This is a genomic window from Mycolicibacterium novocastrense, assembly GCF_001570485.1.
In the GTDB taxonomy this organism is placed as follows: domain Bacteria; phylum Actinomycetota; class Actinomycetes; order Mycobacteriales; family Mycobacteriaceae; genus Mycobacterium; species Mycobacterium novocastrense.
Genome location: NZ_BCTA01000093.1, coordinates 213,436 through 226,638, shown reverse-complemented (window position 1 = coordinate 226,638; position 13,203 = coordinate 213,436). Strand labels below are relative to the sequence as shown.

13 protein-coding genes are annotated in these 13,203 nt (G+C 68.0%); 11 read left to right on the top strand and 2 right to left on the bottom strand.

Going from position 1 to position 13,203, the window contains the following annotated elements; all coding sequences use genetic code 11:
- Positions 1-54: 54 nt before the first annotated feature.
- Positions 55-3,348, top strand: a complete 3,294-nt coding sequence (locus RMCN_RS27975) for an error-prone DNA polymerase (RefSeq protein ID WP_067396136.1) — start codon at positions 55-57, stop codon at positions 3,346-3,348.
- A 17-nt stretch (positions 3,349-3,365) separates the two neighbouring features.
- Positions 3,366-4,514, top strand: coding sequence for a YbfB/YjiJ family MFS transporter (locus RMCN_RS27970; RefSeq protein ID WP_067396134.1), 1,149 nt, complete (start codon positions 3,366-3,368; stop codon positions 4,512-4,514).
- On the opposite strand, the gene RMCN_RS27965 is transcribed toward RMCN_RS27970, so the two are convergent.
- On the bottom strand, positions 4,511-4,927 hold the full coding sequence (locus RMCN_RS27965; RefSeq protein WP_067396132.1) for a TIGR03667 family PPOX class F420-dependent oxidoreductase: 417 nt from the start codon (positions 4,925-4,927) through the stop codon (positions 4,511-4,513). The two genes, RMCN_RS27970 and RMCN_RS27965, sit on opposite strands and share 4 nt — an antisense overlap.
- A gap of 22 nt (positions 4,928-4,949) precedes the next feature.
- On the opposite strand from RMCN_RS27965, the gene RMCN_RS27960 reads away from it, so the two are divergent.
- On the top strand, positions 4,950-5,597 hold the full coding sequence (locus tag RMCN_RS27960; RefSeq protein WP_064413341.1) for a nitroreductase family protein: 648 nt from the start codon (positions 4,950-4,952) through the stop codon (positions 5,595-5,597).
- Here RMCN_RS27960 and RMCN_RS27955 read toward each other — a convergent pair whose 3' ends face one another.
- A complete protein-coding gene (locus RMCN_RS27955; protein ID WP_067396130.1) occupies positions 5,598-6,062 on the bottom strand; it encodes a tRNA (cytidine(34)-2'-O)-methyltransferase in 465 nt (154 codons plus the stop codon).
- Between the two features lie 50 nt (positions 6,063-6,112).
- On the opposite strand from RMCN_RS27955, the gene RMCN_RS27950 reads away from it, so the two are divergent.
- The 8 genes from RMCN_RS27950 (at position 6,113) to RMCN_RS27915 (ending at position 13,202) form a co-directional block, all read left to right on the top strand.
- On the top strand, positions 6,113-6,718 hold the full coding sequence (locus RMCN_RS27950; RefSeq protein ID WP_064413343.1) for a class I SAM-dependent methyltransferase: 606 nt from the start codon (positions 6,113-6,115) through the stop codon (positions 6,716-6,718).
- A gap of 224 nt (positions 6,719-6,942) precedes the next feature.
- On the top strand, positions 6,943-9,486 hold the full coding sequence (locus RMCN_RS27945; protein WP_067396128.1) for a HAMP domain-containing sensor histidine kinase: 2,544 nt from the start codon (positions 6,943-6,945) through the stop codon (positions 9,484-9,486).
- A complete protein-coding gene (locus RMCN_RS27940; RefSeq protein ID WP_064345702.1) occupies positions 9,483-9,902 on the top strand; it encodes a roadblock/LC7 domain-containing protein in 420 nt (139 codons plus the stop codon). Before RMCN_RS27945 ends, RMCN_RS27940 begins: the two co-directional genes overlap by 4 nt.
- Positions 9,903-9,909: 7 nt before the next feature.
- Positions 9,910-10,281 carry a DUF742 domain-containing protein gene (locus RMCN_RS27935; RefSeq protein WP_067396126.1) on the top strand — a complete coding sequence of 124 codons (372 nt, stop codon included), beginning with the start codon at positions 9,910-9,912 and terminating at the stop codon, positions 10,279-10,281.
- The gene (locus RMCN_RS27930) at positions 10,262-10,828 is read left to right on the top strand and encodes a GTP-binding protein (RefSeq protein ID WP_067396122.1); all 567 of its coding nucleotides are present in this window, start codon (positions 10,262-10,264) and stop codon (positions 10,826-10,828) included. Before RMCN_RS27935 ends, RMCN_RS27930 begins: the two co-directional genes overlap by 20 nt.
- Before the next feature lie 4 nt (positions 10,829-10,832).
- A complete protein-coding gene (locus tag RMCN_RS27925) occupies positions 10,833-11,396 on the top strand; it encodes a pentapeptide repeat-containing protein (protein WP_067396119.1) in 564 nt (187 codons plus the stop codon).
- Positions 11,397-11,496: 100 nt separating this feature from the next.
- Positions 11,497-11,982, top strand: coding sequence for an RrF2 family transcriptional regulator (locus tag RMCN_RS27920; protein ID WP_064413347.1), 486 nt, complete (start codon positions 11,497-11,499; stop codon positions 11,980-11,982).
- Entirely contained in the window at positions 11,979-13,202 is a 1,224-nt protein-coding gene (locus tag RMCN_RS27915; RefSeq protein WP_067396118.1) for a globin domain-containing protein, read from the top strand. The genes RMCN_RS27920 and RMCN_RS27915 overlap by 4 nt, the downstream gene beginning before the upstream one ends.
- The last annotated feature ends 1 nt before the right edge of the window (position 13,203 follow it).

Sequence of the window (13,203 nt, the reverse complement as noted above, 5' to 3'; positions counted from 1 at the left end):
GTCGCCTAACACCGCCAATCTGGCTATCGAACACATATTCGATAGACTGCAGGCATGGGCTGGCATACCGGGCCGCCGAGCTGGGTGGAAATGGAGCGCGTGCTCAACGGGAAACCGCGCCGCGCCGGCGCTTGGCCCATCGACGAGCAGATCGGCGACGGCGGCGACAGCCCCGCCTGGTCGAGCAAGCGCGGCGAGTACCAACCGCTCGACCTCCAGCGGCCCAGGTCCTCGGTCCCGTACGCCGAACTGCACGCGCATTCGGCGTACAGCTTCCTCGACGGCGCCAGCACACCGGAGGAACTGGTCGAGGAGGCGGCCCGCCTCGACCTGCGGGCGATCGCGCTGACCGACCACGACGGCCTCTACGGGGTGGTGCGCTTCGCCGAGGCCGCCAAGGAACTGGACATGTCGACGGTGTTCGGCGCCGAACTGTCGCTGGGCGGGGGCAACCGGACCGAAGACCCCGACCCGCCCGGCCCGCACCTACTGGTGCTTGCGCGCGGCCCCGAGGGCTACCGGCGGCTGTCGCGCGAACTCGCCAAGGCGCACCTCGCCGGCGGCGAGAAGGGCAAGCTGCACTACGACTACGACGCGTTGACCGAGGCCGCGGGCGGACACTGGCACATCCTCACCGGTTGCCGCAAAGGCCATGTCCGGCAGGCGCTTTCCAAAGGCCCCGAGGCGGCGAGCTGTGCGCTCGCCGACCTGGTCGACCGCTTCGGCCGCGACCGGGTCAGCGTCGAACTCACTCACCACGGGCACCCCTGCGACGACGAACGCAACGCCATCCTTGCTGAGCTGGCGCCCCGGTTCGGTCTGAGCGTGGTCGCGACCACCGCCGCCCATTTCGCCGAACCCTCGCGGGGTCGGCTGGCCATGGCGATGGGGGCGATCCGCGCCCGCCACTCGATGGACGAGGCCGCCGGTTACCTTGCGCCGCTGGGTGGTTCACATCTGCGGTCGGGTGCGGAGATGGCGCGACTGTTCGCCGACCGACCCGAGGTCGTGACCGCCGCGGCCGAGCTCGGTGAGCAGTGCGCATTCGGGCTCGCCCTGATCGCACCCCAGTTGCCGCCGTTCGACGTCCCCGAGGGCCACACCGAGGACAGTTGGCTGCGCCACCTGGTCATGGCGGGGGCCCGAAACAGGTACGGCCCACCGCAGCGGGCACCGCGGGCATACGCTCAGATCGAACATGAGCTGAAAGTCATTGAACAGCTGACCTTCCCCGGGTACTTCCTGGTGGTCCACGACATCACCCGCTTCTGTAAGGAGAACGGCATCCTGGCCCAGGGCAGGGGATCGGCGGCCAATTCGGCGGTCTGCTACGCGCTCGGTGTCACCAACGTCGACCCGGTCGCCAACGAGTTGCTGTTCGAACGGTTTCTGTCCCCGGCGCGCGACGGCCCACCCGACATCGACATCGACATCGAATCGGACCTGCGGGAGAAGGCCATTCAGTACGTCTACGACCGCTACGGCCGCGACTACGCCGCGCAGGTCGCCAACGTCATCACCTACCGCGGCCGCAGCGCGGTGCGCGATATGGCCCGCGCGCTCGGCTTCTCACAAGGCCAGCAAGACGCCTGGAGCAAACAACTCGGTCAGTGGGGCAACCTCGCCGACGCGCCACACACCGAGGACATTCCCGAGCAGGTTGTCGACCTGGCCAAGCAGATCTCCAACCTGCCCCGGCACATGGGCATCCACTCCGGCGGCATGGTCATCTGCGATCGGCCCATCGCCGACGTGTGCCCGGTCGAATGGGCCCGGATGGAGAACCGCAGCGTATTGCAGTGGGACAAAGACGATTGCGCGGCAATCGGTTTGGTGAAGTTCGACATGCTCGGCCTCGGCATGCTCTCGGCGCTGCACTACTGCATCGACCTGGTGCGCGAGCACAAGGGCATCGACGTCGACCTGGCGAAACTGGACCTGTCCGAGCCCGCCGTGTACGAGATGCTGCAGAAAGCGGACTCCGTCGGGGTGTTCCAGGTGGAGTCGCGCGCCCAGATGGCGACCTTGCCGCGGCTCAAACCCCGCGTGTTCTACGACCTGGTCGTCGAGGTGGCGCTGATCCGGCCCGGCCCCATCCAGGGCGGGTCGGTGCATCCCTACATCAAGCGACGCAACGGGGAAGAACCCGTCACCTACGACCACCCGTCGATGGAGCCCGCGTTGCACAAGACGCTGGGGGTGCCGCTGTTCCAGGAACAGCTCATGCAGCTCGCGGTGGACTGCGCCGGTTTCTCCGCCGCCGAAGCCGACCAGCTGCGCCGCGCGATGGGATCCAAACGGTCGACCGAACGGATGCGCCGGCTGCGGAGCAGGTTCTACGACGGTATGCGCCAGCGTCACGGCATCACCGGCGAAGTCGCCGACCGCATCTACGAGAAGCTCGAGGCTTTCGCGAATTTCGGTTTCCCCGAGAGTCATTCGCTGAGCTTCGCGTCGCTGGTGTTCTACTCCTCGTGGTTCAAATTGCACCATCCCGCCGCGTTCTGCGCCGCGTTGCTGCGGGCCCAGCCGATGGGCTTCTACTCCCCGCAGACGCTGGTGGCCGATGCCCGCCGGCACGGTGTCACCGTGCACGGGCCGGACGTCAACGCCAGCCTGGCGCACGCGACCCTGGAGAACGCGGGCACCGAGGTGCGGTTGGGGCTGGGGGCGGTCCGGCACATCGGCGACGAACTGGCCGAGCAGCTCGTCGAGGAGCGAAAGACCAACGGCGCGTTCGATTCCCTGTTGGATCTGACGCAGCGGGTGCAGCTGTCGGTGCCGCAGACCGAGGCGCTGGCCACCGCGGGAGCGCTGGGCTGCTTCGGCATCACCCGGCGCGAAGGGTTGTGGGCGGCCGGTGCGGCCGCCAGCCAACGGCCCGACCGACTGCCGGGTGTGGGCGCCTCGTCGCACGTTCCCTCACTGCCGGGGATGACCGAACTCGAGCTGGCCGCCGCCGACGTGTGGGCGACCGGTGTGTCTCCCGACAGCTATCCGACGCAGTTCCTCCGTGGAGATCTCGACGACCTCGGTGTCATCCCGGCCGACAAGCTACTGGACGTGCCCGACGGCTCGAGGGTGTTGGTGGCCGGGGCGGTGACGCACCGACAGCGGCCGGCGACCGCGCAGGGGGCGACCTTCCTCAACCTCGAGGACGAGACCGGAATGGTCAACGTCATCTGTTCGCGCGGGGTGTGGGCGCGGTACCGCAAGCTGGCGCAGACGGCTCCGGCACTGCTGATCCGCGGTCAGGTGCAGAACGCCACCGGCGCCGTCACCGTCGTCGCCGAGCGGATGGGCAAGCTCACCTTGGCGATCGGCTCCAAATCTCGCGACTTCCGCTAGCCCGCTACGGTTGAGCAGTGCGGCGACCCGTCTATTTTCTCGTCGGTGCGGGTACCGCACTCATCGCCTGCTGCTACGGCTTCGGGCGGTTCTCCTACGGCCTGTTCGGCCCGGTGTTCGGCGAAACCTTTCGTCTGAGCCCCACCATCACCGGCGTGATCGGCGCCGGCAGCTACATCGGTTACTGCGCGGCGATCACCGCCAGCCTGTTGCTGACCGACCGCATCGGCCCGCGACGAGTCGCGGTTGCCGCCGGAGTCGTTGCCACACTGGGGATCTCCCTCATCGCGCTGGCGCCCTCGGCGTGGGTGCTCGCGGTGGGTGTGCTGGTCGCGGGCTGTAGCACCGGCATCGTCTCACCTCCACTGGCCGCCGCCGTCGCCCAGCACGTGCCACCGAGCACGGCCGACCGCGCCCAAACCGTGGTCAACGGCGGCACGGGAATCGGTGTGCTGCTGTCGGCACCGATCGCGCTGCTGTTGTTGAGCCACTGGCGCGCCGCGTGGGTGGTGTACGCGCTGGTGTCGGCGGCGGTGACGCTCTGGGTGTTCCATGCCGTCCCCGCCTCAACGCGGCGCGCCGCGAAACGGGTTGATCGCCTATGGCGCCCAGGCACTTTCGGCTTGTTGCTGGCATCCCTGCTGACGGGCGTCGGCAGCGTCGCGGTGTGGACGTTCGGCCGCGACCTGATCACCACGGTCGGCGGGGCCGGCGCCACCCGCTCGTTGTTGCTGTGGCTCGTCATCGGCGCAGCGGGTATCGCCGGGGCGCTCGCAGGTGATGCGGTGCAGCGGATCGGATTGCAGTGGGCCTGGGTGGCCGCGACCGTCACGATGGCCTCCGCGACGGCGCTGCTGGCGGTCGCCCCGTCCAGCCTTGTCGTGATGATCGTGGCCGCCACGCTGTTCGGCGGGTCGTACATCGCGTTGACGGGACTGGCGTTGCTGTGGGGCGCACGGCTGTACCCCGACAGCACCTCCACGGGTGTCGGGCTGTCGTTCTTCACGCTCGCGGCCGGTCAAGCCCTGGGCGCGCCGGCGGCCGGTGCGCTCATCGACCTGGCCGGTGGACGGACCGCGTTCGGTGCGATCGCCGCGGTCGGCCTGTGTGCGCTTGCGGTGCGGCCGATTCGGACCGCGACGGTGCCGGCGGCGACCCAGCCCTAACCCTCGGTCGGCGTGGTCCAGACCTTGTCGACGCTGATCTTCAGCCGCATGTTGTAGGCGGCGAGAAACTCGTCGCTGAAACCGAGGCTTGCCGCGAACTCGCCGTACTTGGCGCGATACCGCTCGTCCTCCAGCGGATTCGCGTCCTCGGCGTCGACGCTCGCGGTTCCGCCGACGGCGATGATCCCGCTGCCGTTTCCATCGGAGTCCAGGTTGAGGCTGACCCGCGGATGCGCTCTGATATGCCTGACCTTGGCGGCGTTCGGTTCGGTATAGACGAGCACGTCGGTGCCGTCGAAGTAGAACCACACCAAGCGCGGCACGGGCTGTCCCGACTTGGCCACGGTGGTCAACCAGCCGTGCTTGTCCGACGAAAGCCTGTCGGCTACCTCCTGGGTGAAATTGACTGCCATGGTGCGAATGTAGTCTCGAAAAATGACTTTGAACCTGTCCGTCGACGAAGTCCTGACCACCACCCGTTCGGTGCGCAAGCGGCTCGATTTCGACAAGCCGGTGCCCCGTGAGGTGCTGCTGGAGTGTCTGGAGATCGCGATACAGGCACCGACGGGGTCGAACGCGCAGGCCTGGCAGTGGATGTTCGTTGACGACGCCGAGAAGAAGAAGGCGCTCGCCGACATCTATCGCACCAGCTGGAAGCTGTACCGCACCATGCCTGAACCCGAGTACGCCGAGGGGGACAGCCGAGGCGAGCGGCGCCAGGCCGTGGTGTCGTCGGCCGAGTACCTCGCCGAGAACATGGAAAAGGCGCCCTGGCTGTTGATTCCGTGCCTCGAGGGGCGGGTCGACGGCGTCCCCGGCGCCGTCAGCGCCAGCTTCTGGGGGTCGTTGCTGCCCGCGGCGTGGAGCTACATGCTGGCGTTGCGCTCGCGCGGTCTCGGTTCGGCGTGGACCACGCTGCACCTGCTGGGTGAGGGCGAGAAGCAGGCCGCCGACATCCTTGGCATTCCGCACGACCAGTACAGCCAGGGCGGGTTGTTCCCGATCGCCTACACCAAAGGCACCGACTTCCGCCCGGCCAAGCGGCTACCCGTCGAGCAAGTCGCCCACTTCAACTCCTGGTGATCAGGTCGCGCCGCTGAACCCGTGCTGCCGCCACGCCTCGTACACCGCGACCGCGGCCGCGTTCGACAGGTTCAGTGAGCGCCTTCCGGCCAGCATCGGGATCCGTACCTGCGCGGTGATGTGCGGGTCGGCCAGCGTCGCCTCGTCGAGGCCGGTCGGTTCTGGACCGAACATCAGCACGTCACCCGGCCGGTACTCGATATCGGTGAACGACGTCGACGCGTGCGCGGTGAACGCGTAGACCCGCTCGGACGCCATCGCGGCCCACGCCGTGGGCAGATCTTGGTGGACGGTCACCGACGCCAGGTCGTGGTAGTCCAGGCCGGCCCGCCGCAACTTCGGCTCGGACAGGTCGAAGCCCATCGGTTCCACCAGGTGCAGTTCGCAGCCGGTGGCCGCCACCATCCGGATCGCGTTGCCCGTATTGGGCGCGATCCGCGGCGAGAAAAACAAGAGATTGAACAACGACGACCTCTCGGTGGCAGCGCGCTTCGGGGCGTTGGGATAATGCTCGCATGGTCGCGGAAAGCCTCTGGATGCAGAAGGTGGCGGCCGACCCCGGCCATTCCCACTGGTATATCGAACGATTCCGCGCGATGGCGCGAGCCGGTGACGATCTGGTGGGCGAGGCGCGCCTGGTCGACGCGATGGTTCCCCGCGGCGCCCACATCCTTGATGCGGGCTGCGGACCCGGCCGGCTGGGTGGCTACCTGGCGGCCGCCGGTCACCGCGTCGTCGGCGTCGACGTCGACCCCGCGTTGATCGGGGCGGCCGAACAGGACCATCCCGGCCCCCAGTGGCTCGTCGGCGACCTCGCCGAACTCGACCTGCCCGCGCGGGGTATCACCGAGAAGTTCGACGTCATCGTGTCGGCGGGCAACGTCATGACCTTCCTGGCGCCGAGCACCAGGGGCGAGGTGCTCACCCGGCTGCGCGCTCATCTGAAGGACGACGGGCGGGCGGTGATCGGCTTCGGCGCCGGCCGCGACTACGCGTTCGCCGACTTCTTCGACGACGCCTCGAACGCTGGTCTCGCGCCCGATCTGCTGTTGTCCACGTGGGACCTGCGGCCGTTCACCGACGACTCCGACTTCCTCGTCGCGATCCTGCGCCCGGCGTAGGCGGCTGCTGCAGCCGGGGCCGTATCACGATCGGGTCCCGGTATTTGCTCGGTATCCTCACACCGCCTTTCACCTGCGGTAATGAACTCTGTCTGTTCAGTAAGAATGGTGGATTCGGCCGCATATCGCTGGCATACTCGTCCAATTGCCAGGGCCGGAACGCGCCCGCCGGGTGGGCATATCAGTAGAAGATCAGTGGGAAGTATCCGAACGGACGTATGCCGATGAGCGTGTTCTCCCAACTCAAGCAGTCCGACGGCACGCTGATCGACTTCGAACGCGAACCGCAGCCGCCGGTCAAACGGCCGTCGCGGTGGGTCCTGTCCAATTGGCCGGTCCGCTGGAAAGTGCTCGCGATCGTCGTGGTGCCGTTGATCGTGGCCGCGACGTTCGGCGGCTTACGCATCTACGGCGACGTGACCGCCGAAGCCGATCTGCGCCGCGCCGCCGATCGCGCCGAAATGGTGCCGGCGATCGAGGGCTACATGGAGTCGTTGGAAGCGGCGATGCTGGCCACCTCGACCGAGGGTGACATGCAGACTGCGCTGAGCCGCTTCGACACCAGCCGTCGTGAGCTCGAGCTGCGGATGGAGGCCACCGACGTGGCCCCGGACGTCCGCCAGGGCATCACCACGATGATCAACGACGGTCAGGCCTTGATGGACAGGGTCACCTCGAACAGCATCGGGTTACGCGAGGGCATCCAGGCGTACGCGCTGCTGCTGTTGCCCGCCGAGGATGCGGTGACCGGATCCGTCCGCGTCGACGACGAACGCATCCGCGCGCAGACGGTTGGTCTGGCCCGGGCGATCGGGGCGCGCGGCCAGATGACGATGCAGACGCTCGCCCTGACCCGCGGCGCGGAACTACCCGAGCCCGAGTTGCGGACAGCGGTCATCGCACTTGCCGGCACCGAGCCGTCGACGCTGTTCGGCATGAACCAGGTGCTCGGTGTCGGATCGCCCGACGCCAAGAAGCTGCAGGCCGAGTTCGTCAAGCGGATGGCGCTGATGACCGACCCGGCGGTGCCGCTGGTCAACAACCCCGAACTGCTGGGGTCGGTGGCCGCGACCGACCAGATCGCCCGCCAGATCATCGACCGAACCAGCGAGGCCGTCACATCGGCGGTGCGGGATCGAGCCGATGCCCAGCGCAGCACCCTGATCCGCGATGCGGTCATCGTCGGTGTGTCGATGCTGCTCGCGCTGATCATCGTGGTCCTGGTGGCGCGCACGCTCGTGCGACCGCTGCGGCGGCTGCGTGACGGTGCACTCAAGGTCGCCCACGAAGACCTCGGCGCGGAGATCGAACGGGTGCGTGCCGGCGGTGACGCCCCGCAGATCACGCCGATCCCGGTGCACACGACCGAGGAGGTCGGCCAGGTCGCGCATGCCGTCGACGAGCTGCACGAGCAGGCGGTATTCCTCGCCGCCGAACAGTCCCGGTTGCAGTTGCAGATCTCCGACATGTTCGAAACGCTCTCGCGGCGCAGCCGCTCGCTGGTCGACCAGCAACTGGCATTGATCGACCGGCTGGAGCGCAACGAAGAGGACCCCGAACGGCTGGAGAGCTTGTTCCGGCTGGACCACCTGGCCGCCCGGATGCGACGTAACGGTGCCAACCTGCTGGTGCTGTCCGGCGCGAGAGTGCCCCGTGAGCAGGCCGAGCCGGTGCCGGTCGCCGCGGTGATCAACGCCGCGGCCTCCGAGGTCGAGGACTACACCCGGGTCGTCACCGCGACCGTGCCCGACAGTGAGGTCGTCGGCGCGGTCGCCGGCGATCTGGTGCATCTATTGGCCGAACTGCTCGACAACGCGCTGCGCTACTCGCCGCCGGTCTCGCAGGTTCGGGTGTCGGCCGTACACACCGCCAACGGCGGACTGGTCATCGAGGTGAGCGACATCGGGCTCGGGATGACCGAGTCGGATCTGCGGGTGGCCAACACCCGCTTGCAATCGGGCGGACAGGTCGACCCGTACACCGCGCGGCACATGGGGTTGTTCGTGGTCGGTCGGCTGGCCACGCAACACGGGCTCGTGGTTCGGCTGCGGTCCACCATCGGCGGCGAACCCGATTCGGGCACGACAGCGGGCGTGTACGTGCCGGCGGAGTTGTTGAGGCGACCGGGCGAGCCGCACCAGTTCAGCGCGCCCGAGTACGCCACACCCGCCGACGCCCATGCGGGGATCGCGACGGCGCTGGCGCTCGACGAGGATCACGCCGAACCCGAGTACCGCGACACGTCGGTGCTGCCGCAGCGCGATCCCGGCGCCAGCGGAATCTCGGCCGTGCCGACCCCGCCGGCGGAGGAGGACCAAGAGCCGGAACCGGCCGGCCGGCCGACGGACACGTCGAGTTTCTTTGCGGCGCGGACGCAGACGGCGCAGACGGCCGATGCCGATGCTGACGACTCGATTTACCAGAGCATGCTGTCGGAGTGGCTGGTCGACCCGACCGAACTCGCCAACAGCGAGGACCTGAACTGGGAGTCGGTGTGGGACCACGGCTGGTCGGTCGCGGCCGCCGCCGACGAGGCCCCCGTCACCGACGTCACCGACGAAGGTCTTCCGGTGCGCACGCCGGGTGCCCGCCTCGTGCCGGGTGCCGCGCAGACCGGCGAGGTAGCATCGGCGGCTGAGTTCGACGCGCCACCGGGAGCCTCGCAACGCGATCCGGAAGCCGTTCGCGCCAGCATCAGCAGCCACTTCGGCGGGGTGCACGCCGGGCGCTCGCACGCACGAGAGACCAGAGGGACCGATACCGAATGACTTATCCGGCTCGTTCGACGCAGCGCGACTCGCTGGACTGGCTGGTCTCCAAATTCGCGCGCGAAGTGTCGGGGGTGACCCACGCGGTGCTGGTCTCGGCCGACGGGCTGTTGATGGCGGCCAGCGAGCACATCCCGACCGAGCGGGCCGACCAACTCGCGGCGGTGGCCTCCGGACTGGCGAGCCTGTCCACGGGTGCGGCGCAACTCTTCGACGGGGGCCACGTGCTGCAGTCGGTCGTCGAGATGGAGAACGGCTACCTGCTCCTGATGCGGGTCGGTGACGGCTCGAACCTGGCCACCCTGGCCGCGCGCAACTGCGACATCGGCCAGATCGGTTACGAGATGGCGGTATTGGTCGAGCGGGTGGGCACCGTCGTGCAGTCCGCGCGACGGCGCGCACCCCAGCATTCGTGAGCCGCCGATGGACCAGTGGGAGGGCGACGTTACGGCCGAGCCGAGCCTGGTCCGGCCCTACATCCTGACCGCGGGACGCACAGACTCCCGCGTCTCGCTACCGCTGGAAGCACCGATCGAGACGGTCGACGCGGCCAAGCCGCCGCGCTGGCCGGGTAACGACGTGCGCGGGCAGATCGTGGCGATGTGCGTCGAGCACCCGTCGGTTGCCGAGATCGCGGTGAAGTTATCGTTGCCGCTCGGCGTGGCGCGGGTGCTCATCGGGGATCTCGTGACGCAGGGTTATGTGGCGGTCGGCAGCACCCTGGGCGAGTCGGCCGACGTCGACGAAAGACGTGAGCTGATAGGAAGGACACTGCGTGGCCTCAAGGCACTTTGAGGAGACCGCCTCCACGAAGATTGTCATCTCCGGTGGCTTCGGCGCCGGGAAGACGACGTTCGTCGGCGCGGTCTCCGAGATCATGCCGCTGCGGACGGAGGCTCTGGTGACCACCGCATCGGCGGGTGTCGACGGTCTGGAAGCCACCCCGCAGAAGAACACCACGACAGTAGCCATGGACTTCGGTCGCATCACCCTGGCCGACGACCTGGTGTTGTACCTGTTCGGCACCCCCGGGCAGCGGCGGTTCTGGTTCATGTGGGACGACCTCGTCCGCGGCGCGATCGGCGCCATCGTCCTCGTCGACGTGCGGCGTCTGCAGGACAGCTTCGCCGCGGTCGATTTCTTCGAGGCGCGCAACCTGCCCTTCCTCGTCGCGATCAATCAATTCGACGGCGCACCAAGCCATCCCGTAGCCGCGGTGCGCAAGGCGTTGGCGCTGGGCGAGCACGTTCCGGTGATCACGGTCGATGCGCGTGACCGGCAGTCGGCCAAGGCGGCGTTGATCGCGATCACCGAGTACGCCCTGGCGAGCCTGCCTGGTTGACCGAGTGCGTCCCGACGAAAGACTGTGGTGCGACGAGCAATACAGTGGTCGCGACTTTCGCGATGACGACCTCAGCAGGCTGCGCACCGAACGCGTCGTCTTCGACGAGTGCGATTTCCGCGGCGTCGACCTCACCGAATCCGAGCATGCCGGTTCGGCGTTCCGGAACTGCAGGTTCGAGCGGGCGACCCTGCACCACAGCATATTCCGGCAGTGCAGCATGCTCGGATCGGTATTCACCGGGAGCCGCCTGCGGCCGATCACACTGGTGGACGTCGACCTGACGCTGGCCGTCCTCGGCGGATGCGATCTTCGCGGTGTCGATCTGACCGGGTGCCGGTTGCGCGAAGCAGGCCTGGTCGACGCCGACCTACGGAAGGCGGTGTTGCGCGGCGCGGATCTGAGCGGGGCGCGGGTGCAGAACCTGCGACTGGACAGGGCCGACCTCCGCGGCGCCCGGACCGACGCGTCACTGTGGACCACCGCCAGCCTCACCGGCGTGAGGATCGACGTCGATCAGGCTCTGGCCTTCGCCGCCGCGCACGGACTGAACATTCACGGGGAATGAGCTCAGGAATCGCCTGATCAAAAAACCGCAGCGTATGTGGTGTTTAAGCCCACATCGGGAAAACTCGCATCTGCGATACCGAATTACTACGTTCTGTCGTATGCAGCTCACCCGGTTCACCGACCTCGGTCTTCGGACGATGATGCTGCTCGCCGCCGGCGAAGCAGAGGAGCGACGGGTCACCACACGCTCCATCGCAGTCGGTGCGCACGCCTCGGAGAACCACGTCGCCAAGGCGGTCGCCCGGTTGGCCGAACTCGGTGTGGTGAGCACTCAGCGCGGCAGGGTCGGCGGACTGACCCTGACCGCGGCCGGGCGCGAGGCGTCACTGGGCTGGTTGATCCGTCGCCTCGAGGGTGACCGGGAGGTCATCGATTGCGACGGCACCCATCCGTGTCCGCTGGTGTCGGCATGCCGGTTGCGCCGCGCGCTCGCCGACGCCAAGGAAGCGTTCTACCGCGAGCTCGACCGCCACACCATCGCCGACTTGACAAGGGACGCAGGGCTTCTCCTGATTCACGGGCCGCCGCTCAGAGGCGTCGACTCGCAACCTCCAACCCAACCCGCCGAAAGGGCCCCCCGATGACCGCCTTTGCCCCCGCAGCCGCCGACCTCGACCCGCAGCACGCCGAGATCGTGTCGGCCACGCTCCCTCTGATCGGTGCGCACATCGACGAGATCACCACCGAGTTCTACCGCGGTCTGTTCGCCAACCACCCCGAACTGTTGCGCAATTTGTTCAACCGCGGCAATCAGGCCCAGGGTGCCCAGCAGCGGGCCCTGGCGGCGTCCATCGCGACCTTCGCCGCCCACCTCGTCGACCCGGAGCTTCCGCACCCGGCCGAACTGCTGTCCCGCATCGGGCACAAGCACGCGTCACTGGGCATCACCGCAGAGCAGTACCCGATCGTGCACGAGCACCTCTTCGCCGCGATCGTCGCGGTCCTGGGCGCCGACACGGTGACCGAGGAGGTGGCCGCCGCCTGGGATCGGGTCTACTGGATCATGGCGCAGACCTTGATCGAGATCGAGCACGAGCTCTACTCGGAGGTGGAAGTCGCCGACGGTGACGTCTACCGACGCGCCCGTGTCGTCTCCCGGGTCGACGACCCGTCGGGCGCGGTGCTGCTGACAATCCGCCCGGACGGCGGAAAGTTCCCGGAATTCCGTCCCGGACAGTACGTTTCGGTCGGTGTCACGCTGCCCGACGGTGCGCGTCAACTGCGCCAGTACAGCCTCGTCAATGCGCCGGGAGAGGAGCTGACGTTCGCGGTCAGGCCGGTCGGCGCGAACGGCGATCAGCCCGCCGGTGAGGTCTCCACCTGGATCGCGGCGAACGTCTGCGTCGGCGACATCCTCGACGTCACCGTGCCGTTCGGTGATCTGCCCGCCCCCACCGGCGACCAACCACTGGTGCTCATCTCGGCCGGAATCGGCATCACTCCGATGGTCGGCATCCTCGAGTACCTCGCGGCCGAGGCGCCCAACACTTTAGTGCAGGTGTTGCACGCCGACCGCAGCGACGGCAGCCACCCGCTGCGGGAGCGACAGCACGAACTGATGGCCCAGCTGACGAACGGCTCGCTGGACGTCTGGTACGAGGACGGCCTGACCGGTGGGCAGACCGGCGTGCATCCGGGGCTGCTCACGCTCGATGGCATCGAGTTGCCCCCGACCGCGGAGGTCTATCTGTGCGGCAACAACGGATTCGTGCAGGCGGTGCGCACCCAATTGTTGGCGCGGGGCGTGACCGCGGCGCGAGTGCACAGCGAGCTGTTCTCGCCCAACGACTGGCTGCTGTCGTGAG